A 26657-nucleotide genomic window follows, 5' to 3' on the forward strand; every position below is an offset into this window, starting at 1 on the left:
GAAGAGAGCGTTTCCACCCCTTTCCCCTGCAGTGAGGCCTTACGTCCATGGCAAACAATAGAAATCCCGCGAACAGCGTCGGAATTCCGTCGAGGCGACAAATCATTGCGGGGGCTTTTGCGGCACCGCTTTCTTTCAGTGCCCTCAAAAGCAGCTTGGCATTGGCGGGAGAATTGCAGTCAGGATCACGAACCCCGTGGCCGCTTTGGGCGTTAAGGAAGTCTGGGCAGGTTGTGTATCTTACGGCGCAAACGCCACCACGCCCTACCGCCTGGAGCGACACACGAATTGAGAACCTGATTGGGTCCTGCGGCTCAATTTGGACAGAAACCAAGAGTGTCTGGCGGGGCACCCCCAACACGCTCGTTCGAAAGTACGGCCTAAACCTCGAGCGTCCGCTGAGCGGATCGCTGTCTAGGCCTGACTACGCGGATGTCAGGAAGGCTGCGGAGATAGCGAAAGTCGCCTTGGACTCGCTCGAGCCCATGAGACCCTGGCTGGCAGCCAGCCAAATCGAGTCGGCCTACTTCAAAGAAAAGGGCCTAAAGGAGCAGGGAACAGCCGAGCGAGTTTTGCTGTCGAAAATCAGTTCAGACAAAATTCGGCACGCGAGCGAATTCGATGCCCAGGATGATGTAATCACATTCATGGGGGAAATGTCGAACGAGGAGGACGTCCAGTTCCTCCAGTATACCGTTAAGCAAGTCATATCCGGGGCGGCGGAGAGCGAGCGCATCTATGGCGCATGGGCCAATGGAAACCGCGATCCTGCCGCTGAATTCGTGGCCGAAATGAAGCGTTCTCAGCCAAGCCTTTACGCAAAACACGTCGTGGGGCGGAACACCAACTGGCTACCGCGCTTCGCTGAGATGCAGAAGGAAGCCAAGCCCTCTTTCGTAGTCGTCGGCATCTACCACATGGCTGGGCCCGATAGCTTGGTCGAATACTTGAAGCAGGATGGCTGGGAGGCAAAGTATCTGAGCTAGCGATACTGCGCCATGCCAACAATGATGCCACGATTTCCGAGCGTCTGAGTTTGCTGGCAACAGGTACGCCCAGGTGACTAGCGCCTGGGCGACCCGCTCTGCGCATCTATGAAATGATGACCTTGCGCCTACGTCGTGACAGCGAAGTGCAATCACCAAGTCACCGAAATCGTTGCACTTTCATCGGCACCTAGCCGCAAGTGAAATGTGCTGCGGCTAGCCTTAAGTTGGGACCGCTAAGTTGGCAAAAATGCCCTGTTGAGGGCTTTCAACGCCTTAGCCGTTCCGCGTTAGGTTGGCCCGACACGGTTGTCTGTCGTTGCAACCTAACGCGTACCCATTTCCTACCCAAGACAGTCAATAACGCGAAGCGGTCGCAAGAGGGCCACAAGGTGCCCATCATCGCAAATCGGAACGTCCGATTCTGACATGTCACCTCGGCAGATTCGTTCGAGATTTGCGAAGGAGGCAGGGATGGATATCAAACTGCCGCGCTGGCTGCTGCGGAAGATTGTGCGAAGAAACCCGTGGCTGTTGTCCGACGAGGGAAGGGTCAGGAGGACGGTCGTCCTCGAGGTCTTCAGGTTCGAGCAAGAGCTGTTTGGTGACCTTAGCCTGACCCCGGAAGAAAAGGCCTTCTTCCAAGCCGAAACTGAGGCCCAGCCGGATCGTCTCGCCTAAACTTGGTGCGGCTTTGCGCCAACAGCTGCCGTTGTCGCACTGCCTGAAACACGACATTCGCAAATCGGGCGCGCCGCAAATCGCCTCGTATCTCGACGCTACTGAGGATCCTCCAAAGCGGCCTAGAGATCGATCTGCTCTGACATCTCAAGGGCGTCGTCGACCTCGATGCCGAGGTATCGCACGGTGCTCTCCAGTTTCCGATGGCCAAGCAGGAGCTGGCAGGCTCGGAGGTTACCCGTCTTCTTATAGATCAGCGCCACCTTGGTTCTACGAAGGCTGTGCGTGCCGTAAGCGCAGGGCTCCAAGTCGATCATGGCCACCCAGTGATTTACGAGCCGCGCGTATTGCCGGGTGGTGATGTGCTCGCCAGGCCGGGACCGGCTTGGAAAGAGCCAGTCATCAGTTCGACGGCCGCCGCTGCAACCATACTGCCAATGAGTCCCGTGTGGGCTCCGTGATCTCGAACGGCACCGGCTGGCCGGTCTTCTGCTGGATGATCGTGGCGCGTGCACGCAGAGATCCACCTGGAGCTACATCACAGATTCGCAGCTTTACGAGATCGCACCCCCGAAGCTTCGCATCGATCGCGCAATTGAAAAGCGCGAGATCCCGCACACGCCCCGTCGTTTTCAGCTGCTGCCTGATCCCCCATACGTGTTTGGGCTTAAAAGGCGGCTTAGGTCCGATGAGCCGCCGATGGTTCCAGGGTTGCTTGGGCGAAAGAAAAAAGTCGAGCTGAGCCATGTCACGCCTCCAGCGTGCCAATGTCCCTCACCTGCATTCTACACCCGTTTCTGCCTTCAGGTGCCAACGGTCCCAATGTCCGTTCTCGGGCGGCGACCTGATTTCCGCTCCCGACCCAGGCTGTGTAAAAACGTCGGCACTGGAAAATTTGTGGGTAACTCCTTCCGCCAGAAGGTCGATTTTCGCCCCATGCCGAATCGTTCGTGCTGCACTGGGGTGCACGAGGGAAAATTGTTCTAAGGAGAAATGCCGCTCCGACGTTTTTACACAGCCTCGACCCTTTGCGGACTTTCAGCCGGCGATGCGATCGATCAGGGGGCGGGACTTGAGGGCGCTGATCGCGCGATTTATTCCGTCGAAGACGGGACCGGCCTCCTCCTCCATTTCGCCGTAGGCGCGGTCGAACTCGGAGGCCAGCCTATCGAGCAACGCCAGCTGTTCGCGCCCCTTGTCGGTAATCTCAATCAGGATGACGCGCTGGTCGTCAGGGGCGGGCCGGCGGACGACCAATCCTAGCGCCACCAGCTTCGGCACCTTCTGTTGAATGAGTTGGTGTGAACGCTGCAGTGCGCGCACGAGGTCGGAAGCAGAGACCGGACCCAGCGCCGCGATGGCGCTCAACAAGGACGAAGACTTGACCGGAATGACAAGGCCGGCGCGCTTGAACACCTCTGCCGATTGTTGCTCGATCAGCTCGCTGAGCTGTTCGCTAAGGCGACCCAGGAAGGCGCGGCTCAACTCGATCATTTGCAGGCAGCTCCGCAATCCAGGCGATGATAGGAGGCCGTCTCCCCAGATTTCCAGACGCGCTCCAAGCGACGCGAGAAGCCGACCGTCGCCGTATGCGCCGTCCAATCGACCCGTCCGCGCCCAGTCCAGCACAGCCTGATAATAGCCGGCTGCGTAGCCGAGCGATGTGCGACTGCCGTCAGGGGCCGTCTCGAACCGGACGATCCCGTGGTCTGTGTCCGGAAACTCCAGCAGGGTAATGGGCCTCCCCTGGGCGGACAGGTCGATCAGTCGGCGCCGTGTGGCGTCGGGTGGTGCAGCCCGGTCGTCTTCCGCCTGGATCCAGAGCATGGGCGTGTCCAGGCTGCTCAGCACCGGCAGGGGGTCATAGTCCCACGACGGCCCGTTTTCGAGTTGGGGGGCCATGGCCATGATCTGCTCGTTGGGCGCGTTGAGCAGCAGGCCGGTGAACTCGCCCCTGATGTCCGCGAACCAGGGTTCGGCGCGGTATCGAGCTCGGACGGCCTCCAGACCTTCGAAGCCGACGGCGCCATGCGAGGCGACGAAAGCGCCGGTGACGTCGGTGATCTCCCGCGCCTGCTCCAGAACCTCCGGGCCCCACCCCCTGGCCTCGAGATCCTGAGCCACCTGATCGCTGTCTTCGGACAGGACTCCATAAGCCATGCCGAAGCGGACGATGACGAAATCGACGGGTGTCCGGGCGGCGGCGAGCGGCGCGACCCAGCCGCCCTGGCTGGCACCGTGCAGGCCGACCCGGCTCGCCCGGCCCCCGGCCAGCCGACGGGCCTCGACGACGGCCGCGGCGGCGTCCTCGGCGAGGATGCGGAAGTCCTGGGTGTAGTGGCCTTCCGATCCGCCTGAGCCCCGCTTGGCGTAGACGAAGACGCCGACCCCCGAGGCCGGGGCGAACCGCTGGAAGGCGTTGAAGTCGAGGGCGTTCGACCGTTCCGATCCGTGCACCTCGACCATGACGGGAACGGGACCGTCGCCGGGCGGCAGGATCAACCGTCCCTGCAACCGGGTTCCGCCCTGGCCGACGAAGGTCGTATCCTGCACATCCAGCGTCATGCGGGAGCCGGACTGGCCCTCGAAGACCATCCGGCCGTCGTCGCAGGTGCCCAGTTGCGGCTGCGGACCTTCGATCCGACTGGTCGATCCCAGGGTGCTGACCCAACGCCCTTCGACGTCGAGTGTCATCCGTGCGGTCGATCCGTCGAGCCGACGCCACCGGAGGCCCTCGTTCTCGAGCGGGGCGACATCCACCCAGCCGCCGTCGGCCAGACGATAAACGCCGACGTGGCAGATCACGGCCGGATCAGGCCGGGCGTCGACGCCGGCACCCGGAAGCTGGGCTATGGCGGGAAGGGCGAGGACGGATGCGGCGAAGGTCAGGGAGGCGGCGAGCCATGAGTGCGACACAGGTTTTCTTATCCAGCAGGGTTGCGGTTTCGCCCAACGCCATTGCCGGTCTAGCTGCGACTCACTAGGCAGGACTTCGCGAATGGCGCCAGGGCTTCGCGAACAGGACGACATGGACCGTAGGCCGAAAAAACGAGGCGGGACGACGGCGCTGCGGCGCTGGGCGATCGACGTCGCGATCCTGGCCGGGATCGGCCTGTTGATGGCATTCCTGGGACCCTTCGACTCGGACAGCGCGCCCGTCGCGGTGCGTTACCTCTACTGGATGATCTGCCTCGTCGGCGGCGGACTGATCGGAGTCGGGGCGGACGAATTGCTTCGTCGATACCTGATGAGCCCGTGGTGGCGAATGACGGCGGTCACGGTGCTGATGACGCCGCCGGTGACCCTACTGGTGCTGGTCACCCAGTATCTGCTCGTGGACCAGCCGATCACCTGGCCGGCCTACGGGTGGCTGCTCTGGCAGGTGTGGCCGATCATGCTGGCGGTGATGGCGGTCCGGGCCCTGGTCTGGCGGCGCGCGCCCGTGGTCATCGAGACGCGAACCGTCATCGCCGCGCCGCTGCCCGAGGCCGAGGCGACCTTCAGGCGGCGGCTGTCGGCGAGACGCCGCGAGGCGCGGCTGATCGCGATCGAAGCACACGACCACTATCTGAAAGTCCATACCGACATGGGCGCAGAACTGGTCACCCTGCGGTTCGCCGATGCTCTGGACGAGCTGGTCCTGGCTCACGGCTGGCGGGTCCATCGTTCCTGGTGGGTGGCGGCGGGCGCGGTGGAGGGCGTGCAGTGGCGGCGTGGCGTGGGCGAAATACGCCTTGCCGGCGGGCTAACGGTGCCGGTGAGCCGGACCTATGGACCGGTGTTGAAAGAGGCTGGCTGGTTCTAGGGGGCCGCGACCACCGTCCGCGGACGCCTAGATGAGCAGGAGGCCGGAGGTCAGCCCTGCGCCCGGAGCGGTCGTTGTCGCTCGTCCGAAAAGGCGACATTTGTCAGCACGGAACGCGATGATGCACATCTTCCGAGCCTGCATCTCCGCCGAGAGACGGACCGGGGGTTCGAGCCTCAGACAACAGCCGCAACCCAGTCGGTCCCCTTCAAGGCGGCGGCGTAGGTCCGGCTGACCGGAGCGAACGATCCGTCGGACAAGGCCAGGACGCCGCGCCCGCCCTTCCATCGAACAGTCTGGACGGCGGTGCGCGCGACCCACCAGGACCGGTCTGTGCGAAAGCCGTCCAGGGGCGACAGGACGTCCAGCGCATCGCCCAGCCGCATCAGCACCAGGGCCGACCCCGCCTCGGTCCGGATGCGCAGATAGTGATCCTCGGCCTCGACCGCGACCAGACAGGCCCGCGCCAGCCGGCGCGGAAGCTTGCTGCGAATGGCGAGGGGAGCCAGCCCCTCGGGCGCCGACGACCGCCTGTCGCCCCGGTTCAGCGCCTTGCGTGTCAACCCGGTCAGGGCCAGGGCGGCGACATTGACCGCCAGCACTTCGGGAAGAAGCCGCAGGAACCGCGCGGCCGAGACCGCCTCACCGAACAGGACCACCGGCAGCAGCGAGACCCAGGCCGTGATCACCGGCGTCATGATCGCCAGTTGGAAGACGAGGAACAGCCGGGGTCGCCCCGACAGGCGCGGCACCAGCCCCATCTCGATCAGGGCCGCAATCATCCCGCCGCCGACCACGGCCAGCTGCCAGTAGAGGTGGCGCATCGGGCCCGGGTCCGATGCTGTGCCGAACGGCGCGATCGTGGCCAGGAAGACCCCGAACAGGACCAGGGCGGCCAGTTCCACGCCGTCCGCCCGGCCCAGCCTGAGCGACGCCAGTCCCCGGATCGTTCCTGCTACCGTCACGCCACGCTCCGTTCGCGAAGAAACCGTCCCGTTCGCGAAGGCGAAGAGACACGTCACCGCGATCCGGTTCAAGTTGCTCCGGTCAATCAGGGAGAGTTGCAGGGTGACAGGATCGATTTCGGGGGCGATGCTCCGCCTGAAAGCCGTTGCGGCCGTCGCCATGGCGCTGGTGATGTCGGCGGGCCTCAGCCCGGCAAGGGCCGCGACGCCATCGGTTCCATCGGCCGAGCAGGTGGACGCCTATGTCGAACGGGGGATGGCGGAGCTGCACATTCCGGGCGCGGCGGTGGCGCTGTTCTCCGACGGCCGGGTCACGCACGTCAGGGGGCTGGGGCAAGCCGATGACGCTGGAACGCCCGTGACGGTGCAAACCCCCTTTCAGCTGGGTTCCGTCAGCAAGTCGTTTGCAGCCCTCGTCGTGCTGCAACTCGCTAACGAGGGGCGACTGTCGCTGGATGACTCGATCATCCGATACATCCCCACCTTCAGGACCGCTGATCCGGCGGCCTCAAACCGGATCACCATCCGCCATCTGCTGAACCATCGCAGCGGCCTGTCGACCCTGGACGGAAACCGCAGCCAGTCGACCACCGACCGGGGAGCGGATGCGATGGCCCGGGCCACGCTCAAGCTCATGGGCGCTCGGCTCCAGACCCGGCCCGGCGACCGTTTCGCCTATTCAAACGCCAACTACGCTCTGCTTGCCCATGTGATCGAGACCGTCGAGCGACGCCCCTATGAAGACGTCCTGCAGGACCGCATCTTCGGTCCGCTGGGTATGCGCAATTCGTTCGTCCAGGCGCCGAAGCCCGGATCGGCCCGCCCCGCCGTCGGCCATACCCAATGGTTCGGACAGACGGTCGAGCGTGACTTCGTCGCCGGCCGGATGATGGCTGGGCCGGGCGGCGTCACGGCCAGCGCCGAAGATCTGGCGACCTATCTGGTTGCGGTGTTCGGGAACGACCCGCGCATCGTCCCCGCCCCGCTTTCTGAAGCCCTCTCCCGGGAGCGCCGGGGCGGCTACGAGTTCGGGTGGGAGTTCGACACGATCGATGACCGGAGGCTGATCTTCCACGGCGGGCTGAATCCGGGCTTCTGGTCCCGGGTCGCCTATGATCCGGAGACCCGGCAGGGCGTGCTTGTCCTGACCAACATGTCCGGCAGTCTGGAAGGTAATCTGGTGGGCGGGACGGTCAATTACGCGCTGGGCCTGCCCGCCGAGGCCATCGCGCCGGCCGGGGTCAATCGCCTGCGCCTGTGGGGCACGCTTGGACTGACCATCCTGCTGTTGCTGGGCAGCGGGCTATCGATCAGGAGACTCATCACGCGCCGGGCCCCAACGTTCCGGCGTCCCGTGGTCACACGGATGACGTGGGCCATCGTTCCCTCTCTTGCACTGATCGGGCTGAGTTATTTTCTCGCAGTCACCGTGCCGGGCTTTAGCGGCGTGACTCTGACAGCGGTCTATATGTTTTACCCGGACGTCGGGGTCCTGGTGCTCTTGTCCTCCGCAATCGCCACGCTCTGGGCTGTCCTTCGAATAGCTTTGCCAGGCCTTGTGGTCTGGCTATCTCGATCCAGAAGAACCGCTGTCGGTGACGCCGAACAGGAGACCTTTTAGGGGTCTAAGAAGAGTCAGGTCTGCCCAATCGCGGGATCGCCTCGTCTGGGCTGTGGCCGGTGCCAGGAAGCGGACTCTCCCAAGGTCAGAGAAGAGTCAGCAGCGGACTTCTGGGATACCGCCTCGCCAAGCCGCCCTGCTACCCGATCAATACCGATGACCTAGCGCCAACGCAGTTCGCCCCGACGTTCAAACCCGCCATAATGCCAGTAGGGAGCACCACTCGCGCGATGTTTCGAGGTGCTAATGGGCAAGCAATCCCCTGTTGCAAAAGCTTTGGCGAGGCAACACCGGTCCCCACAGTTTCCACCATTTCGGAGAAAGATGGGAACCGTTCCAACCTATCAGGCCATTTCAAACAATTGTAGTCTCAATAGGCGTTCCCACAGCTCCCATCGTTCCCAGTCGCATTCTGCCTCCTCAAAAAAAAAAGATTGGGCCTATTTCGCGGCGAAATTCATGCTGTTACCTCACCGGTCTCCACGCTGATCGACCGAGAGATTTGACCTCCCCCTCCCCCTCCCCCTCCCCGATAACCGAGCTTCGGAAGTCCGCTTCAAGGCTGGGGCAAATGACCTGCCCCTGATTTTTTCCTCCACGCGGAGCTAGAGTTCGGCCCTTGAGAGGACGGACATGAAGCGAGCGAGATTTACGGAAGAGCAGATCATCGGGATCCTGCGGGAGAACGAGGCTGGGGCGAAGGCGGGTGAGTTGGCCCGCAAGCACGGCGTGTCGGAAGGCACGATCTATGCCTGGAAGGCCAAGTTCGGCGGCATGAGCGTGTCGGAGGCCCAGCGGCTGAAGGCGCTGGAGGACGAGAACCGGCGGCTCAAGTCGTTGTTGGCCGACGCCATGCTCGACAAGGCGGCGTTGAACGAGCTGCTCTCAAAAAAATGGTAGGGCCCGCCGCCATGCGCGAGGGCGTCGCTCATCTGCGGACGGTGTTCGAGATCAGTGAGCGGCGGGCCTGCTCCATCGTCAAGGCGGACCGCAAGATGGTGCGCTACCGGTCCCGCCGCGCGCCCGACACCGAGTTGCGTGAGCGCCTGCGCAGCCTCGCCGCCGAGCGACGACGTTTCGGCTATCGACGGCTGTTCGTCCTGCTGCGTCGGGAGGGCGAGCTTTCCGGCAAGAACCGCATCTACCGGCTCTACCGCGAGGAGGGCCTGACGGTGCGCAAACGCCGGGCTCGCCGCTGCGCCATTGGCACACGGGCGCCGATCCTAGTGGAGGCAAAGGCCAATGCCCGCTGGTCGCTGGACTTCGTGCACGACCAGTTCGCGGGCGGGCGCCGGTTCAGGGTTCTCAATGTTGTCGACGACGTCACCCGAGAATGTCTGGCGGCGATCCCTGACACCTCGATCTCAGGTCGGCGCGTGGCGCGGGAGCTGTCGGCGCTGATCGACCGTCGTGGCCGGCCAGGGATGATCGTCAGCGACAATGGCACGGAGTTCACCTCGACGGCCATTCTGGCCTGGGCGGAGGATCATCGCGTCGCTTGGCACTACATCGCGCCGGGCAAACCCACCCAGAACGGTTTCGTGGAGAGCTTTAATGGCCGGATGCGCGACGAACTGCTCAACGAGACCCTGTTTTTCGGCCTCGACCACGCCCGCCAGAAGCTCGCTGCCTGGGCCGAAGACTACAACACCCGCCGGCCGCACTCGTCGATCGGATACCAGACCCCTGCGGCCTATGCCGCGCACCTGAACGCAACAGGCCGACCCGCTGCGCAATGTGGAAGCTCCACGGCTCGGCCTGTTGCTACAACCGCGCCATCGGGCGTAACCCGTGCCGAGACTCTGGTCCGCGCTGGATGAAAGATCAGAGGCAGGTCACAAAATCTCCGGTTACGGGCGATGGCCTGATTTAACACTCCTGACCAATTGCGGGCATTGTGAGCGCATTACACGGACCGAACGCGCGACATGCTCGATCTAGTCTTCACTATATAGCCGGAGGCTAAGGTCAAATTTTGCAAGATGTTGCGTGCTGCACAGCAATAGGGGCGGGACGCTAGAGCGTCTGGCTTATTTCAAACCGAGATATCATCTAGACTTTAGGCTGAAATTGAAAACGTCGGTGGTTGCCTCCGCGAAGCCGCTCGCTCGCTACGGCGCCCTTTGGGGGGCGCGCTACGCTCCCGGCTTCGCTACCGCCTATGGCTAGATTGTATATGTGTCCCAAACGGGGGGACCGTGATGGAGGGAAAACCACCGCCACGGTCCCAAACGAGTGCACCGTCAGGCCCCTTTTGGGCTCGGCAATGCCGTGACTGTCCTAAACGAAGGGACCGCTGGAGCACTATTTCCGGACCGTGTTTTGCATTCAGTCGGTGGCGATCGCCACCTCATGAACGCCTTCGTTGGTAGCGCTTGGGTCTTGTCGCAACGTTCGATCGACAAGCGCCATTCGGTCGCGTGCCTGACCTTTCGGCTAAAGCCGCCCACCGTGACACACTCGATAAAGCCATGGTGCTGCAGCGACGCCAGGGCCTTGGCGGCTGTATCCTTGTTCACGCGGCACCGGTCGGCGGCATCCCTGACCGACAGGGCAAGATGTCCATTGTTTCGGCCATTGTAGAGTTTCGCCACTTCCAGATAGATCGCTCGCGCCGCCGGTGTCAGGTCGCGCCATGCAGGCGAGTCCATCATGAACCGCTGGAGCATGATGAAACTGCCTGTTTTCGATCGTCCCTTTTGATTGTGCTTGCTGGCCACTCGGTTCGCCAAAGACGCAACAGCGGATCAGGGCGCGACGGGGACCACCGTCGCGCCCCAACTGCGCTAAGCGCGGTCGGCTCCCCCTTTCTCAAGAAGGCCCGGCACAATCGCGGTCGCGGCCATTGTGAAGGCTGCGTGCTCGACAGCAGTGGTCAGCCGCCAGACGTTCACCTCACCGCCCCTGGCGCCGCGCGCCCGTTCACCTACTACAGTTACCAGGCCCAGGGCTTTCAGTTCCAACAGGCGAGGGGGCGCGAGATACCAATGAAGGCTGGCACGCTCGCCTGGCTGCTCTGCGGTTGCGGGACCGGCTTCAAGACCCTCCAGCAACTGCGCTCGCCGTACCCTGACCTGTCGCGCGTTGCTTCGAGCCGCCAGGGTGCCGGTTCCGTTGGTGCCGACTTCAAAGCCCTGCTCATTGAGATAGGTCATGCCACCCTCCGAGCAATTTGGCCGAAGTGACGACTAAGGCTGAGGGCAGCATGCCGGTCGCCTCCCCGGAGTCCCAGCGCCTCGACGAACAGGTCACGAGCGCGGTGTTGAACCTGAGTTGACGAAGGGGTATTGGCGTGGAGTTCGTTGCTGTCAGGCAGAACCACATTGGAAGGCCCGTCGCGCTCGAACGCGGCGGGCTTTTTCTTGATCGTCATGATCACGCCTCCCCCGCCAACTTGGCGAAAAAGGCGTCCAAGGCGTCGCGGCGTATCATGCGGCGTCCGCCGACCTGAAAGCTGGCCAGAGCGCCCGAGCGCATCAGTTCATAGAGACGGGAGCGGGACAGGCCCGAATAGGCCGCCGCACCGGTCATGTTGAGGGCGACAGGCAAAATAGGGTGAGGGGACAAGAGCTTTGATCCAACACCTGCGGGCGGGCCATTCCGTCCGTTTCAAAGTGTCGGATAGCCAGATGTCAGGCCGCCGCCGGAAGGTGGTTAGCTGCGTCCGTCCTTTTTGATCCTTCGAATGACGGTATCGGATTTCACTGACAAATTGAGGTTCTTGACAATGAGGTCTCCTAGTCGCTCGCCGTTGCCTTTGGCTCCCAGGTCCGCGTTCTTCGCGCAAAGCCTGTCTGCTTCAGACTTCCACCTAGACCACTCAGCCTTATTTTTGTTTCGCTGCGAGGTGGCTCTTGCAGTTCCGCCAGCTTTACGGCCCGCTCTAGCTAGAATTTCCGGCGCAACTAAATCGCTTAGACCAAACTCAATGTCCATGAGCCAGTAATTCCACATTATACTATATCCGGCATTAAATGCCCGAATTCCAAAATAGTCTTCTTTTAATTCAATTTCATTTATTAGAGCGCGGGACGTCGATACTGATTTGAGTATTTTGGACGCAAATCCAATTTCACTATTTGCAGAATATTCTTCGCCGATGTTTTCAATGTGAGTCCGGCCCCACCGTTCTCGATTGACCCCGTCGTCATCAACCTTGATCCACTTGCCGCCAGGCCTTTCTGCGATCCGTTGAGGATGCCAAGTCCCGTCGGCTGGATTACGCAAGTAGGCGCCGTCTCGATCGGGAAGACCGTTTCGTCGGTAAACCGCCAGGGCTGCGGCCTCGATCTGGTTTACATTCTCGCGCGCCTCGGCCAGCAGGTTCGCCAGCGAAGCGCTCTCGCCCCAAGCCCTGAAAGCCGCCTCTATCCGCTCCGGCTGGCTAGCGGGGATTGTCTCGCGTGGCTCAGGCTCCCTACGATTGAGCAGCCCAGACCTTTCATGATTTGCTTTTCGGCGCTTCATTTGCTCCCCCTCAGCATAGGCATGACGTTGCCACCCCCAGGCAGGCGCTCACAGTATCCCGCCCAGGCATCCATGAGCTTGCGGCGCTTTTCCAGCGCGTCCCCCCGGCGGTAGGCTTGTTCGGTAGCGTCGCCGACGGAGTGCGCCAAGGCCGCCTCCGCCACCTCGCGAGGAAAGGTCGAGACCTCCCCCGCCCAATCCCGGAAGCTGGACCTAAAGCCATGTGGGGTGATGGCGCCTCGGTCCAGGCCCATGCGGATGAATAGAGCGCTAAAGGCCGCGTCCGAAAGGCTGGCGTCCTTCTTGAAGCCGGGGAACACGAAGGCATCGGCCTTGCCGTCGGTCAGCGGCTTGACCTTGTTCAGCAAGGCGAGCGCAGACGCTGAGAGGGGAACCCGATGTTCCCGGCCCGCCTTCATGCGCGATGCGGGGACGGTCCAGACCTTGGCTTCAAGATCAATCTCCGCCCAGGTCGCGCCACGCACCTCACCAGACCGGGCTGCTGTCAAAATGACAAACTCCAAGGCCAGGGCCGCCACCGCGTCGCGCTCCCGAAGCTTGGCGATGAATGCGGACACCTCGGCATAGGGCAAGGCGGCATGATGGCCACGGGAGAGCTTCTGGCGGGCTGGTAGCAGGTGGTCCAGATGACCCGACCACCGCGCCGGGTTCTCCCCGGATCGGAAACCTTTGGCCCTGGCCGCGTCCAGCACCCGCGCGATGCGCTGTTGCAAGCGCGATGCGGTCTCTGGCTTTTCAGACCAGATCGGCTTCAGGGTATCGAGAACATGCGAGGTCTCGATCTTGTCCAAGCGCAAAGGCCGTAGCGGGGCCGCATCCTTGGTCAGGGCTTTGGCCCATTGCGCCCTATGCTTTTCATTGCGCCATTCGGCCTTGAGAACTGTGACCAGCTCGTCGGCAAACTCGCCGAAGGTCGGAATGGCTTTCAGGGCCTGTTTGGCCTCCAGGGGGCTCTCCCCATCGCCAAGCATCCGGCGCGCCTCCGCAGCCCGCTCCCGCGCCCTGGCGAGGGAGACTTTCGTGGTCCCACCCAAGCCCATGTCCCGGAGCTTGCCGTTCCACCGGAAACGGAACACCCATTTGCGCGACGCCCCGGCACCCACCACCAGATAGAGCCCGCCGCCATCGGAATAGCGACCCGGCGCGGTAATGGCCGTCGCGGCCTTGGGGGGGAGTTTGTTTATGTGCCGAGCCATGCCGGTCCCAACAGCTTCGGTCCCAACTTGGGTCCCTACTGGTCCCTACTATAGAATGGGATTGCGTTGGACAAGCTGAGACCAAAGGAGTGGACTATACATTGAATTGTAACAGCTAATTCGGACAGACAGACATCACTTGGGATGGGGATATGGCGGTCTTCCGGGCCGCCACGCAGTCTGGGCAACTTAGCTCTTCTCTGAGACCAAGTCTCCAAAGCCCCGGCGCACCGGGCTTCCAGCGAGACCAATCCGTCATTCGGCCTGGTCTCCGATGGCCCTGTTCGGCCCCCAAACCCCTCCATTTCACGGCCTGTCTCCGCGCATCAAAAACCGTGACGGTTTCCCTGTTATGAGCAGATAACAGGGATTGCAGGGACATTAAAAACGCACCGTCGGCCTCCCCAAGACGCTCACACCTACATAACCTTCTGAATTTAATGCAATAATCACGAAATCTTCCACGATGCTTCAGCTCGCAAACAGGGAATTTGCAAGCCGGCAACAGGGAACATTATCGAGTTGAACAGGGAACAATTCGCCCTGGAGCAGGGATAATTTTCGGGGCTAAATCACCCGCGCGAAATCGTCTCCAGCCAGGCCATCTGGTCTGCCCAGGCAAGCGGCATCGGCGTTTTCAGGATGTTTCGAAGGGTCATTCCGGCGGGCTGGTCACCCACGAGAATTTGGCGCTGGATATCCGGCGACATCAGAGCCAGGCGACAGACCTGACGATCATGTTGCGTCGCCGGCGCCACGGCAGATTGAAGGTCTTCCCGGCTCGAAAACGGCGAGGCCTTCAGTTCGAGCAAGTCGGCATGGGCGCGCTTCAGGGCGTTCACAAGCCCGGGATTGATCCGCCTAGGCCGCTCATCCGCCGAACCCCCGCGGATTGATGTCCGCCCGCCGCGGAGTTGGAGACGTTGGGGCAGCACCAGCCGGATCGCATTTTGCTGCCCGCGTTCTGCAACCGCCTGTTCGCCCTCAACGAGGGCCTTGCGAACCGCGGCCAGTACAAGCTCCGGATTCTCGCTGGGAAAGAGCATCTCGGAATCTATGATGAGATGGGTCTCATCCGCCCGCAGCTCCACGCGATGCACAACATCCTGCAAGTCGGCGGTCTCCACATCGTCTCGGGTGCTGATCCGCTTCAAGATGCCGACAAGGAAACCCTCAACCGCAGGCGCTGACACCCGGCGTATGAAGCCATCAGCCTGCGCCAGCTTGACGCCGCGCTGCAACGCCATGGCGATGTAGTAGCGATGCAGCTTTCCAGCTTTGCCATAGGCAAAGCTCGGGCTCATTGGCTGACCCAAACCATCGAACAGTCGACCTTTGAGTGGTCCCGCCACAGCGCGCGACGGCCGACTGCGGCGCAGCGCCGCCTTCGCAGCCATCTGGGCCGCGGCCGTATCAAACACCTCCCGCGAGATGATCGCTTCATGCTCGCCGGTATGGACCTGTCCTTTGTGGACGATCTCACCGAGGTAAAGCCGGCTCTGAAGGATATGGACGATGGCGCCCTTGCCCATGACGTTGCCGCCCATCGGCCGGCCCGCGCGCGTCGTCCAGGCCTTGGAGCGGACGCCGGCGCGCTCAAGATCCTCCGCCAGCGACGCCGCCGACGATCCGGCCAGGTAGCGCGCGAAGATGTCCCGGACGAGTTCGGACTCGACGAGATTTATGATCAGCTTGCGCTCACGAAGGTCGTAGCCCAGAGGAATAGTACCGCCCATCCACATGCCCTTGGCTTTGGAGGCGGCGATCTTGTCGCGAATGCGCTCGCCGGTGACCTCGCGCTCGAACTGGGCGAACGACAGCAGAACGTTGAGGGTCAACCGGCCCATGCTGTTGGTGGTGTTAAAGGCCTGGGTGACCGAAACGAACGAGACGCCCCGCGCGTCAAAGGTTTCAACGATCTTGGCGAAATCCGCCAGCGACCGGGTCAATCGATCGACCTTATAGACCACCACCACATCGATCTTGCCTGCGGCGATGTCGCTGAGCAGTTGGGCCAAGCCCGGCCGCTCCATTGAACCGCCGGAGAACCCGCCATCGTCGTAGGTGGTCCTGAGGGCCGACCATCCCTCCCCGGCCTGGCTCAGCACATAGGCCTCGCACGCCTCGCGCTGGGCGTGCAGGCTGTTGAAGCTCTGATCGAGCCCCTCTTCAGAGGACTTTCGGGTGTAGATGGCGCAGCGAAGCTTCTGGCTCATCGCGCTGGGTCCCGCCGTAGCCCGAAGAACCTTGGACCGTTCCACTTCACGCCCGTGATCGCTTGGGCCACCTGTGAAAGGCTGCGATAGGTCTGTCCACTCCAGCGGAACCCGCCTTCGACAATCTCGACGGTCTGGGTGGTCCCACGCCAGATACGTTCCAGACGCATGCCTGGGGCGAGACTGGGCGCAGCGACGGGGAGACTCATTCGGAAGAGGGTCGACCGGGTCTCGGCGTCCAAGCCTCCGAAGGCCTCGGATTGAATCCCCCAGGCCAAGAGCCTAGCCAAAAGGTCGGTCGACCTCAGCGTCGGCGGAGGTCCATAGCGCTCGCGCCAAACCGCTCGCAGCCCCTCCAGGTCCAGGCGCTCGAGCGCCCGAACCTCCTCGGTAATTGCGGGATCGATCATCACGCCGGGACCTTCGCCGGGATGCGATAAATCCGGACACCGTCGACCTTCTCAGAGACGACGTGCAGGCCCATGCCCTTCTTGATCGATCCGGCCAGGGCACCGCGGACCGAGTGCGCCTGCCAGCCTGTAGCGCGCATCATAGTCTCAAGGGTCGCGCCGCCCGGGTTGCGAAGCAGGTCGACGACGCTGGCGATTTTCGTCTTGGCCGGCTCGGTCGGGATCTCGGCGGTTAAGTCTGTGGGCAAGGCGCCGGATCTGCGGAATGACTTGGTCATTTGAAGTTGTCCTTCGCTCATGGGGCCGGTGTTGGCCCGCACTGAGCAAAACCCGGACTGCCGGGCTGGACGCCAACAGCAATGCTCGGACGCCCGCCGCAGTCCAGTCGAACCTCAGCGCAGGCAGCGGCAGGTTGCGGCCATTAGTTTCAGAATCACGAGTTCATGATATGTTCGGCAGATGACTCGCCCCGCCGAACTTGAAGTCGAGCACCGCGCACCAAGCACGCTCAAACCTTACGTCCGAAACGCTAGGCGCCATTCCAAAAAGCAGATCAAGCAGATCGCCGACAGTATCCAGCGGTTCGGCTTCACCAATCCGGTGCTGGTGAGCGACGAGGGTCAGATCATCGCCGGTCATGGCCGGGTTGAAGCTGCAAAGCTTCTCGGCCTGGAATCGGTGCCGATCCTCCGCCTGTCCCACCTTAGCGAGACCGAACGCCGAGCCTACGTACTCGCCGACAACAAACTCGCGCTCAACGCAGGCTGGGACACCGAGATCCTTGCGATCGAACTCCAGGCCCTCATCGACCTGGACTTCGACGTGACCCTGACCGGCTTTTCACTGGCCGAGGTCGACCTTACCCTCGACTTGTCCCGAGACAGCGACCCCGACGCGCCTCCCGGTCCGGAGGATCAGGTCCCGCCTTTCGCGACGGCGGCGGTAAGCCGGATGGGCGACATCTGGGAGCTTGGGCGCCACCGGCTGATCTGCGGCGATGCGCGCAATCCGGAGGACTATGCCCGGCTCATGCGGGGCGATATCGCCGACCTTGTATTCACGGATCCGCCTTACAATGTGCCGATCGATGGGCACGTCTCCGGCTTGGGGAGCATCCAGCATCGCGAGTTCGCCATGGGCGCCGGCGAGATGTCCTCGGCCGCGTTCACAGCGTTCCTGCGGGAGGCCCTCGGCGCGATGGCCGGCGTCAGTCGCGATGGCGCCATCGCCTTCGTATGCATGGACTGGCGCCACATGGGGGAATTGCTAGCGGCCGGCGAGCAGGTGTTCAGCGAGCTGAAGAACCTCTGCATCTGGAACAAGACCAATGGCGGGATGGGCACCTTCTATCGGTCCAAGCACGAGCTGGTGTTCGTGTTCAAGGTCGGGACAGCTCCACACGTGAACAGCTTCGGCCTTGGTGAGGACGGGCGATACCGCACCAACGTCTGGGACTATCCGGGGATCAGCAGTCTAGGATCGGGGCGCGGGGAGATGCTCGCGATGCATCCCACCGTTAAGCCAACCGCTCTGGTGGCCGACGCGATCCGTGACTGCTCGAAGCGGGGCGGCATCGTGCTCGACGGATTTGGCGGATCCGGCACCACTCTGATCGCCGCGGAGACATGCGGTCGGTCGGCCCGCCTCATCGAGTTCGACCCGCTCTACTGCGACACCATTGTGCGGCGGTTTGAGAAGCTCACTGGCAAGGCGGCGAAACTTGCCCAGGATGGTGCGACCTTCGAGGCGACCGAGGTGCAGCGCTCGCGGGAGGAGCCGAAGTGAGCGCGCCCGACGATGAGGACCCCGGCAGCCCGAGCAAGGCCCTGGTCGGGTATGGTCAGCCGCCAGCGCAGCATCAGTTCCGCAAGGGTGCATCTGGCAATCCCCGCGGCCGTCCCAGGAAGAAGGCAAAGCCGGGCAAGACGGCAAGTCGCGCGTCAGGGCTGGAGGATCTGATCATGCAGGAGGCCTATCGGCCGATCCAGATCCGCGAAAACGGGAAGCTCGAGGAGCTTCCGATGATCCAGGCCGTACTCCGAAGCCTGGGCGTCGCCGCCGTGAAAGGCAGCCACAGAGCACAGCTTGCCGTCACCGGCCTCGTGCAGGCCGTGGAACAGCGGTCGCTCAGCGAGCGTGACGCAATGATGGGGGCCGCGATCGAGTACAAGAAGGGCTGGGAGGAGGTTTTCGAAGCCTGTGATCGCAGAGGTGAAGCCCGCCCAAATCCGATCCCACACCCCGACGACATTCTGTTGGATATCCGCGCCGGTCAGGTCATCTTCAATGGCCCGATGGATGACCATCACAAGGCGCACTGGGACAAGCTCGCGGCACGTCGGGCAGAGTCCTTGCTGGAGATCGAGGCCTATAGGCAGGAGATCGAAGAGAATCCGGAGCTTCGGGAGGTCTATGAGATCGAAATCGCCCATGAGCAGCGGCTCGCGGACATGATCGGCCGATTGATCCCAGATGAGCCGACGCGGCGGGCCCCAGGCTTCAACATCGGAGAGTGGCACCAGGAACAGGCCAAAAATCACGAGCGGCGGGAGCGACTGCGTCAGTTACGGATCGACAGTAGTCGCTGAGCCTCGATGACCTTCTGCTCAGCGCCAGCAGCGGACCTTGGTATTGCTCCATGAACCGGACCTTCGGCAGCAAGCTTGCGAAGGTCCGGGTGATGCGATGCGGCTGCGCGCTATGAGCCGAACTTGGTACGCTCCGGGAACACGACCGTCGCAGAGCGGTCGTTCCAATGCGCTACTTGTGAGCAGGTGGGGATTGAGCCTGCAGGTAGGCGATAACGTCAGCACGCGCCTGTGGGTCACTAAGACGAAACGCCATGCGCGTTCCAGGAACCATTGCGCGCGGGTCCCGGAGCCATCGGTCGAGATTGACTCCCGTCCAGACGATGCGCGATCGCCTCAAGCCGGGCGAGGGCGCTGTCAGAGCAAATTGCTGGCGCCGCCCCTGGCCGGTAGCCTGCTGGGATGAGCAACCCATTCCGCTACTTCAACAGCTCGCCCGAGGTGATCCGCCTGGTGGTGATGATGTGCGTCAAGTACCCGCTGTCGCTTAGGAACGTTGAAGACCTCCTGGCCGAACGGGGCATCGACATTTGCCACGAGACGGTGCGGTTCTGGTGGAACAGGTTTGGCCCGATGTTGGCCGCCGAGATCCGCCAAAAACGGGTCCGGCGGATGAGGGCCTTCACGCACTGGAAATGGCATCTCGACGAGATCTACGTGAAGATCAACGGCCAGATGCACTACCTCTGGCGGGCCGTCGACCACGAGGGTGAAGTGCTAGAGTCCTTCGCCAGCAAGACCCGCGACAAGCCTGCGGCGTTGAAGTTCATGAAGAAACTGATGAAGCGGCACGGACGTGCCAAGGCGGTCACCACCGACGGCCTGCGCTCTTATAGGGCGGCGATGAAGGAACTCGGCAACACCGAGAAGCAGGAGATTGGCCGCTGGGCCAACAACCGTTGTGAGAACTCACACCTACCGTTCCGGCGACGAGAACGGGCCATGCTGCGGTTCCGACAGATGAAGAGCCTGCAGAAATTCAGCTCCGTCCACGCCGCCTTCCACAACCACTTCAACCAGGACCGCCACCTCATCAACCGGGAGACTTACAAGACGCAACGCTCAGCCGCCTTGGCTGAGTGGCAATCTCTCATGGCTTGAGACCAGGCTGCTTCTGCTCGAACTGCGCCCAGTGGAGACAAGTTGGGGTTAGACTGACAGCACCCCGACAGCCGCACCGGGACTGGATCAGACCCTCTCGGGCCGACGGCAAAGCCCGCAGGTGTTCTTCTAGTCCTGGGCCCCGCGGCGACAAGGTCAGGCGGTTGCCACCTCGCCACCGCAGCCGGACCCAGATGACCTAGAAGCGATATCGGACCCCGAGATAATAGCGCGCGCCATAGCTGCTATATTCCCGGATGGATCCCGGAATGGGCATGTCCTGGAACCGCGGCTCATCGTTCAGGTTGGACCCTTCGAAACTCACCGACAGCTGCTTGTTGACTCTGTAGGAGGCGCGGAAATCAAACACGCCGGTGTCGCGCACATAGCGGTTCTGGGACGGGCCTCCGACGAACTTCTGATAGTACTCCGTCCGCCACTTGTAGATGCCCTGCAGCTCGATCGGGCCAATCTCGTAGTAGAGCGAGCCCGAGAAAACCTGGTTGGATAGGCCGAAGATCCCCGCCGGCGCGATGATGGCCGGGGTGATGGCTCCGGTCAGCGGATTGATCTGCTCGCCCAGCCTTAGATCCTGGGTTTTGAAATCGGAGTCCGCATAGTTGTAGCTGGCCTTGAAGCCCAGCCCATCGAAGGGGGCCGGCAGGTTGGAGAAGCGATGCGAGGCTGTGATCTCAAGCCCTGAAAGGGTGCTCTTGTCCTTGGTGGCGTCGTCCTGGATCACCGGAACCGTGATGTTCTGCCCGCCCACCGCGAAGGTTTCATCGACGACACTGGACGTGAACCCTCCGTTGAACTGCTTGTAGTAGACAGCAAGGCTGAGGATCGAGTCGGGGTTGGGGTACCACTCCAGAGACAGGTCGCCATTCCACGACATCAGGGGCTGGGTCCGCGGATTGCCGTTGGCGGTGATGCTGTTGATCGCTTCAGCGACCGTCGCGAAAGAGGTCCCTGACTGCAGGTTCAGCGTGCGGCCGGCACCGAGCGCACTGGGGTCGGGTCGCGACATCGCCCGGAACAGTCCAGCGCGCAGTGCCAGATCTGGCCGCAGTTCAAGGTTCGCATTGAGGCTCGGCAACCAGGCCTCGGAATCGGACTTGATCGTCTGACTCTCGAACTGGCCGTTCGACACCAGCCGGATGGTGCCGTCGCCATTGTTGACGACGTTGAATCCGCCCCGCAGCCCCACCGAGGTCACATCGGTGTGGACATAGCGAAGCCCGACATTGCCGGTGACTGGCAGGTTGAACAACTGGGTGTCGAACTCGCCGAGCACATAGGCGGCCTTGGTCCTTTCGATGATGTCACGATTGCCGATGGCGCGGGTGTCGGCGTTGGTTCCCGTGTCCTTCACCCCGGTGAACGCCTGGAACAGGCAACGCGCATCGAAAGTGGCCCAGCTCGAAATGGTCGGCCCGCTGGCATTGCTCAGATAGTCGGCCTGGCCAAACTCCTTGCGACAGGCAAGGTTGGCATCGCGGATCGTCGTTGAGGTCGCGATGTTCAGCTCGACCCGGTCGTCGAAGTCGTCATAGGTCAGTTCGGAGGCTCGAACGCCGGCCCGAACCCGTCGGAACAGGTTGTCCTCGAGCTCATAGGCTCCGTCGAACCGGATGGACTTGATCTCGTTATTGCGGACGGATTCGTCGCGGCGGACGCGGGCGGCGGCGCTGAAGTTCTCGTGCCGGTTAAGGTCATAAAGCGGATTGACCATGATGGCCGGCAGATCGACGCCACGTGCATCATAGGTGTAGTTCACGCGCTGCCCCGTGATGCCGGGAATGGCGACGCCATAGATGTCTGTCGCATTCGAACGCATGCGGACCTGCCGGTCCATCTCACTGCGGAAGGTGCTGGAATAGGAGATGTCCGAGGTCAGGGTCAGGGCATCGGTCGGGGTCCATTTGAACTTGAGTCCGCCGCCCTTGTACTCTTCGGTCCGGATGCGAAAGGTGGGCGTGGACTCGATGGTCGTATTGCCATTGTAAGCCAGGATCACGCCCTGGTCGCCGACCACCCGGCCGTTCACGCCACGGAGCGTCTCGGAGAAGTTCAGGTCGTTGCGCTCTTCCGTGTAGGTGCGCGTCGACTGCTGATAGTCAAAGCCGACCTCGAACTGGTCGGTCATCCGCCACTGCAAGGCACCGAAGACCGCCTCACGCTCATTCTGCTCAATGAACTGCCGATAGGTCCGGCTGCCAGCGGACAGGTAATAGGGCGTGCCTGCCGCGACCTGAGTGGGAGTCACCGGGATGCAGTTCGTGGTCGTCGACACGACAGCCGTGGCATTGTTGCAGGCCACCCAGGTCGTGCTGGACGAAAACAGTTCTTCCGGATTGGTGTCGGCGAGATTCTGATAGCCAATTGAAATGCCCAGCCTTCCGGCCTTGCCGAGGTCGAACTGATCGACATAGCTGGCCGTGCCGCGATACCCGAGGCCGTTGGGATTTTTCAACTTGCTGTCGTAGTCGGCCCAGATCGCCCGACCTTCCAGCTGGATTCTCCGCTTCCCGAAATCGAGAGGCTGGAGGGTCTCCATATTGATGATGCCGGCGACACCGCCTTCGATGAAGTCCGCCCGCTGGGTCTTGTAGACCGCCACCGTATTGATGAGTTCTGACGGGAACTGGTTGAAATTGACCGAGCGGTCGCCACTGCCATTGCTGGCTTCCCGCCCGTTGAAACTGGCCGACCCCAGAAACGGCCCCAGGCCCCGGACCGAAATCTCGGACGCGCCGCCCTTCTCACGGTGCGTCGCCGCGCCCGTGATCGTTTCAATCGCCTCCCCGATCGACAGGGCGGGCAGGTCGCCAATGTCGTCGGCCGAAAGCACGTCCGCCACGACGGTTTCAACGCGCTTGCGGGTGATGGAAGATTGAATCGAGGCCCGGATGCCGGTGACCACGACTTCCTCGAGCGTCGAGGCGGCTTCGGGCTGGGCCGGGGCTGTTTGGGCGTATGCCGCGCCGGCCATGGCGGAAATGGCAATCCCGCCCAGCAAGGCCGATTTCAGAGCGCTGACCCTGGCAGACGCCGCGGGCGTCGAATGATGTCGCATGACCTGTGTCCCTCCCGTGCCCAATTCCTGGGACTTGGCAAACTTTTGCTGGCAACAGACCGAGATGTCAACCAATTGGCTGACAAATTGGTATGGCCATATCTGGAGATTGGTCACCCCGATACACTAAGGCGCGAGGAGGCGGTCCGCACGGGCGACAGCACGCGGACGGCGGCGGTCTAGGGCCCTCGCTTGCGGATCTGGCCTGAGGATCACGCGCTCCAGGCCATGGGCGCTGCACAGGTATGTCCCGAATAATCGTCCTGGCCCACGCACAAACAAAAAAGGGAGGGCGCTCGCATCAGCAAGCACCCTCCCCCCTTCTCCTTGATCGTCGGTATTCAGCCGTACCTTAGAAACGGAAGCTCAAGCCGGCCGTGACCCTTCGATCGGTCAAGCCCTGGAAGCACAGCAGGGCCTTGTTGTTCACACAGTACTGGCTCTGATCTTCCCGAAGGAGATTGACGCCTTCAAGTCCGAAGGTGAACCGATCGCTGATGGCGTAGTTGGCACTGGCATTCAACTGACCGCGTGCAGCATTGATCAGCGGCAGGCCGAAGAAGAACGGGTCATCCGATACGTAGCTGGAGCGCCAAGTATAGCGCAGCCGCGCATTGAGGCCGTACTTGTCGTAGAACAGTGTCGTATTATAGGAATTCTCGGACAGATTGGTCAGCGTAATCTGGGATTTCGAATTGGGTTTTCCCAGGGTGGTAAAGATCGTTCTCGGACCATCCGCCAGACGGTATTCCTTGGCATTGCCGCCGCTTTTCTGATGCGTGAAGTTCCCAATGAAGCCAAAGCCCGAGGCCCAACCGAGCTTGTCTTCCCAAGCCGACAGGTCATGCTGGAAGGCGAGTTCAATGCCGGTCTGGGTCGTTTCGCCCTCAACATTGAAGGTCGAGCTCAAGGGCACGCAGATGCCGACGCCCTGGATGGGGCTATTGATGTTGCGATTGGCAATGGGGTTGTAGATGCCGCCGGATTCACAGGGCGGCGTAATGTCGATATTGAGCTGGTTGCCGATCAGATTGGGTGCCGGATCTTCCTGCCGGGCAGCGAAGAGATTGCCGCGAACCTTGTGGAAGAACCCAACACTGACCAAGCTTGACGGCGCGAAGTAATACTCGCCGGAGATGTCGAATGACCAAACGGTTTCGGGCACCAGCTTGGGATTGCCGACCGAGACCGGTGTATTCGCGCCCGTAGAGAAGGACAGCGACGTCGACAGCTTGTCGAAATCCGGACGCCGGATATCCCTCGCCGCCCCAGCCCGGACGTAGAATTTCTCGGCCGGCTCCACCACCAGGCTAAGGCGCGGCAGGAAGACGTCATATTCGCTGTTCTCAACGATCTGGCCTGCGGACGCACCGTTCGAGACGTTGTTGCCGATCGAAGTGATCTTGGTGTTGATCCAGCGGACACCGGCATTGCCGCGCACGGATTTGCCGGCAATATCGGTGTCGAAATTGGCCTGGAAATAGGCCGCGTCCGTCGTTTCCTTGATCTCGAAGAAGCCGGCGACGGATTCCGTCGGGCCTGCGAGCGGCGCAATATTGGGGCCGACCGTCTTGGCCGCATTGCTGGCCGAGATTGCGCTATTGAGCGACGCCAGGACGCGGGTGGGGTCTTTGAACGCCGCGCTGCCATCGATCAGCAGGAAATCAGGGAAGAACAGAGTCCGATCATCGGCCTTGTTGAAGTTGCTAGGTCCAGCAATCAGAATGTCCGAAAAGAGATTGCCCGACGGTCTGTTCCAGGCCGTGTTCGTATTGGACAGGGTTATGTTATTCGTGAACGAGTTTTTGATCGAAGAGGTTTTGCTCCAGCGATAACCGGCATCAATCGACTTGATGAAGGGCAGGATATGGGTCGCATCATAGGAGAGATCGACACGCACTGCCTTTTCTTCGTTGTCGGCCTTGTCCGCACTTTGCGAGACCTGCTGCAACTTGTAATTGGCCGGGGCGAGCATTTGCTCCTTGGTCGGGGCAAAGGCGCTGGCTTGATCGATACCGAATTGCAGGGTGCCATTTCTCAGGTCGAAGGCCAGGGGCACGCCGTTGTCCAGGCTCCTGCCGAAGGAAGGCTGCGGCCCTTTCGGATTGATGAAATCCAGAGTGGTCGAGAAGTTTGGAAAGTCCGACTTCGACGTCGACAGTGACGCCTCGGCGCGCACGGACAGATTGTCGCTCGCCTGCCAGTCCGCGCCGAAATCAAAGACCTGGCTTTTCGTAACGCGTGAGCCCGTGTCGCTCGAGGTGCGAAGATTGGGATCGACGACGGACCCCGTGGTCCCGGTAATGCCCATTGTACCCGTCAGCGCCGCCTGGACGGATCCCAGGTCGATGGGGCCGTTTGGTCCGTTCAGCTTGCCGAAATTGACGGTTTCAAAGGAGGTATTGTTGGTCGTATCCACGACTCCGGCCGCAGACACGCCCGACAGTTGTACGCGATAGCTTTGTTGCGCACGCTCTTGCTGGTTTACGGTGCCGTCGAAATACAGTTTCAGATTATCGTTCGGCTTCCATTCCAGCGCCGTGGTGCCGTTATAGGTCTCATACTTGTAGTTTGCCTGTCCCTGCTGAAAGAACTGGATCCGCAGGAATGGAAACGACTTCGCACTCGGGCTTGAGCCGGGCATCACCAGCGCATCGCGATCGACCCGCGGGTTGAAGCTGTCCACGTCCTGGCGGGCATAGCTGCCGCTCATGACCAGGCCGATTTCCCCCACACCCGTGTCCCACCTGTCACCCAGCGTGCCGGACACCCGGGGGAGGGTCGAACCCGAAAGATCGCTGTGCTCCATCTGCATCCGGCCGGCAATCAGAGGCTTCTTGAGGCTGAGCGGACGGATCGTGCGAAGATTGATCGTGCCGCCGACAGACCCCTCGACCGTTTGCGCGGTCGACACCTTTGTCACTTCAACGGAAGAAATCAGCGATGCCGGCAGGTCGTCAAAGCTGATGCCGGAGCGCCCAGAACCCGAACCGACAGTCGAAACACCATTGATCTCGACCCGGTTGGCGTCCGTTCCCCGGATCTGCACCTTGTTGCCGACCCCCGCTTCGCGGCTGATCTGAATACCGGTCACGTTCTCAAGGACTTCGGCGAGATTCTGGTCCGGTAGCTTGCCGATGTCCTCGGCCCGGATGACCTCAATCAGGTTGTCGGCCTCACGCTTCTCCACGAGCGCGTTCTGGAGAGAACTCCGAATGCCCGTGACGACGATTTCCTCAACGGTCGCGACGGCGTTGCTCTGCTGGGCGCTCTGGGCCTTGCCGGACTCTGCAGCAGGCACGGACTGGGCTTGAACCTGCGTTGCAGCCAAAGGCAGCGCGATACCGCACAACAATGACGCGCGCAGCGCGCGCAAGGCCAAGCTTGGCTGACAAGCCATGGTTTCCCCTCCTGAAAAGCCCGACGTGTAGCGGGATTGATAGCAGGCTTACCGCAGCGGGCTTTATTGTCAACCAATTGGCCAACAAATTGTTCAGCCGATTTAGCAGCCATGTAAGCAACCA

The 26657-nt window shown here is 61.9% G+C and carries 21 protein-coding genes and 2 pseudogenes; 9 read left to right on the forward strand and 14 right to left on the reverse strand.

Translation table 11 applies throughout. The features are described from left to right. Nucleotides 1–47: 47 nt before the first annotated feature. Together ACW17U_RS09365 and ACW17U_RS09370 are read left to right on the forward strand one after the other, a co-directional pair. Nucleotides 48–986: a TraB/GumN family protein gene (locus ACW17U_RS09365; protein WP_492055664.1), complete on the forward strand. Its 939-nt coding sequence runs from the start codon at nucleotides 48–50 to the stop codon at nucleotides 984–986. Between the two features lie 474 nt (nucleotides 987–1460). Next, complete coding sequence (locus tag ACW17U_RS09370) at nucleotides 1461–1667, forward strand: hypothetical protein (protein ID WP_492055665.1); 207 nt, start codon at nucleotides 1461–1463, stop codon at nucleotides 1665–1667. Between the two features lie 122 nt (nucleotides 1668–1789). Here the strand turns inward: ACW17U_RS09370 and ACW17U_RS09375 are convergent. Both ACW17U_RS09375 and ACW17U_RS09380 read right to left on the reverse strand, forming a co-directional pair. Then, a pseudogene (locus ACW17U_RS09375) lies at nucleotides 1790–2414 on the reverse strand (site-specific integrase). A 291-nt stretch (nucleotides 2415–2705) separates the two neighbouring features. Next, complete coding sequence (locus ACW17U_RS09380; protein WP_492055666.1) at nucleotides 2706–4583, reverse strand: MarR family transcriptional regulator; 1878 nt, start codon at nucleotides 4581–4583, stop codon at nucleotides 2706–2708. 82 nt (nucleotides 4584–4665) lie between these two features. Here ACW17U_RS09380 and ACW17U_RS09385 point away from each other — a divergent pair, with 82 nt between their 5' ends. After that, nucleotides 4666–5472 carry a LytTR family DNA-binding domain-containing protein gene (locus tag ACW17U_RS09385; RefSeq protein ID WP_492055667.1) on the forward strand — a complete coding sequence of 269 codons (807 nt, stop codon included), beginning with the start codon at nucleotides 4666–4668 and terminating at the stop codon, nucleotides 5470–5472. A 176-nt stretch (nucleotides 5473–5648) separates the two neighbouring features. Here the strand turns inward: ACW17U_RS09385 and ACW17U_RS09390 are convergent, their stop codons facing one another. After that, complete coding sequence (locus tag ACW17U_RS09390) at nucleotides 5649–6437, reverse strand: LytTR family DNA-binding domain-containing protein (RefSeq protein ID WP_492055668.1); 789 nt, start codon at nucleotides 6435–6437, stop codon at nucleotides 5649–5651. Nucleotides 6438–6597: 160 nt separating this feature from the next. Here ACW17U_RS09390 and ACW17U_RS09395 point away from each other — a divergent pair, with 160 nt between their 5' ends. The 3 genes and pseudogenes from ACW17U_RS09395 to ACW17U_RS09405 form a co-directional block, all read left to right on the forward strand. Beyond that, nucleotides 6598–8058 carry a serine hydrolase domain-containing protein gene (locus ACW17U_RS09395; protein WP_492055669.1) on the forward strand — a complete coding sequence of 487 codons (1461 nt, stop codon included), beginning with the start codon at nucleotides 6598–6600 and terminating at the stop codon, nucleotides 8056–8058. Nucleotides 8059–8691: 633 nt separating this feature from the next. Next, a protein-coding gene (locus ACW17U_RS09400; protein ID WP_492055670.1) for an IS3-like element IS511 family transposase occupies nucleotides 8692–9878 on the forward strand; the annotation gives its coding sequence in 2 pieces (ribosomal slippage) (nucleotides 8692–8944 and nucleotides 8944–9878; 1188 coding nt in all). Beyond that, a pseudogene (locus ACW17U_RS09405) lies at nucleotides 9836–9928 on the forward strand (hypothetical protein); the annotation flags it as partial. The gene ACW17U_RS09400 and the pseudogene ACW17U_RS09405, both read left to right, overlap by 43 nt. Before the next feature lie 373 nt (nucleotides 9929–10301). Here ACW17U_RS09405 and ACW17U_RS09410 read toward each other — a convergent pair. From ACW17U_RS09410 to ACW17U_RS09450, 9 genes are all read right to left on the reverse strand, one after another. Next, nucleotides 10302–10778 (reverse strand): helix-turn-helix domain-containing protein, encoded by a 477-nt coding sequence (locus ACW17U_RS09410; RefSeq protein ID WP_492055671.1) that lies wholly within the window; start codon nucleotides 10776–10778, stop codon nucleotides 10302–10304. Nucleotides 10779–10844: 66 nt separating this feature from the next. Beyond that, complete coding sequence (locus ACW17U_RS09415; RefSeq protein WP_492055672.1) at nucleotides 10845–11213, reverse strand: hypothetical protein; 369 nt, start codon at nucleotides 11211–11213, stop codon at nucleotides 10845–10847. Beyond that, the gene (locus ACW17U_RS09420; protein ID WP_492055673.1) at nucleotides 11210–11431 is read right to left on the reverse strand and encodes a hypothetical protein; all 222 of its coding nucleotides are present in this window, start codon (nucleotides 11429–11431) and stop codon (nucleotides 11210–11212) included. The genes ACW17U_RS09415 and ACW17U_RS09420 overlap by 4 nt, the downstream gene beginning before the upstream one ends. A gap of 2 nt (nucleotides 11432–11433) precedes the next feature. Further along, nucleotides 11434–11625 carry a helix-turn-helix domain-containing protein gene (locus ACW17U_RS09425; RefSeq protein ID WP_492055674.1) on the reverse strand — a complete coding sequence of 64 codons (192 nt, stop codon included), beginning with the start codon at nucleotides 11623–11625 and terminating at the stop codon, nucleotides 11434–11436. 87 nt (nucleotides 11626–11712) lie between these two features. After that, on the reverse strand, nucleotides 11713–12525 hold the full coding sequence (locus ACW17U_RS09430; protein WP_492055675.1) for a hypothetical protein: 813 nt from the start codon (nucleotides 12523–12525) through the stop codon (nucleotides 11713–11715). Further along, nucleotides 12522–13652, reverse strand: a complete 1131-nt coding sequence (locus tag ACW17U_RS09435) for a tyrosine-type recombinase/integrase (RefSeq protein WP_492055676.1) — start codon at nucleotides 13650–13652, stop codon at nucleotides 12522–12524. The genes ACW17U_RS09430 and ACW17U_RS09435 overlap by 4 nt, the downstream gene beginning before the upstream one ends. A 662-nt stretch (nucleotides 13653–14314) precedes the next feature. Continuing rightward, the gene (locus tag ACW17U_RS09440; RefSeq protein ID WP_492055677.1) at nucleotides 14315–15958 is read right to left on the reverse strand and encodes a recombinase family protein; all 1644 of its coding nucleotides are present in this window, start codon (nucleotides 15956–15958) and stop codon (nucleotides 14315–14317) included. Continuing rightward, entirely contained in the window at nucleotides 15955–16368 is a 414-nt protein-coding gene (locus ACW17U_RS09445; protein WP_492055678.1) for a DUF2924 domain-containing protein, read from the reverse strand. The genes ACW17U_RS09440 and ACW17U_RS09445 overlap by 4 nt, the downstream gene beginning before the upstream one ends. Then, entirely contained in the window at nucleotides 16368–16646 is a 279-nt protein-coding gene (locus ACW17U_RS09450; RefSeq protein ID WP_492055679.1) for a DUF3489 domain-containing protein, read from the reverse strand. Before ACW17U_RS09450 ends, ACW17U_RS09445 begins: the two co-directional genes overlap by 1 nt. Before the next feature lie 181 nt (nucleotides 16647–16827). Here ACW17U_RS09450 and ACW17U_RS09455 point away from each other — a divergent pair, with 181 nt between their 5' ends. From ACW17U_RS09455 to ACW17U_RS09465, 3 genes are all read left to right on the forward strand, one after another. Further along, entirely contained in the window at nucleotides 16828–18153 is a 1326-nt protein-coding gene (locus ACW17U_RS09455; protein ID WP_492055680.1) for a site-specific DNA-methyltransferase, read from the forward strand. Beyond that, nucleotides 18150–18956 carry a DUF5681 domain-containing protein gene (locus ACW17U_RS09460; protein ID WP_492055681.1) on the forward strand — a complete coding sequence of 269 codons (807 nt, stop codon included), beginning with the start codon at nucleotides 18150–18152 and terminating at the stop codon, nucleotides 18954–18956. Before ACW17U_RS09455 ends, ACW17U_RS09460 begins: the two co-directional genes overlap by 4 nt. Before the next feature lie 402 nt (nucleotides 18957–19358). Further along, on the forward strand, nucleotides 19359–20057 hold the full coding sequence (locus ACW17U_RS09465) for an IS6 family transposase (protein ID WP_492055682.1): 699 nt from the start codon (nucleotides 19359–19361) through the stop codon (nucleotides 20055–20057). Nucleotides 20058–20256: 199 nt separating this feature from the next. On the opposite strand, the gene ACW17U_RS09470 is transcribed toward ACW17U_RS09465, so the two are convergent. After that, on the reverse strand, nucleotides 20257–23133 hold the full coding sequence (locus tag ACW17U_RS09470; RefSeq protein WP_492055683.1) for a TonB-dependent receptor: 2877 nt from the start codon (nucleotides 23131–23133) through the stop codon (nucleotides 20257–20259). Between the two features lie 352 nt (nucleotides 23134–23485). Further along, complete coding sequence (locus ACW17U_RS09475) at nucleotides 23486–26515, reverse strand: TonB-dependent receptor (protein ID WP_492055684.1); 3030 nt, start codon at nucleotides 26513–26515, stop codon at nucleotides 23486–23488. Between the last annotated feature and the right edge of the window lie 142 nt (nucleotides 26516–26657).

This window comes from Caulobacter sp. AVps16 (genome assembly GCF_058681455.1).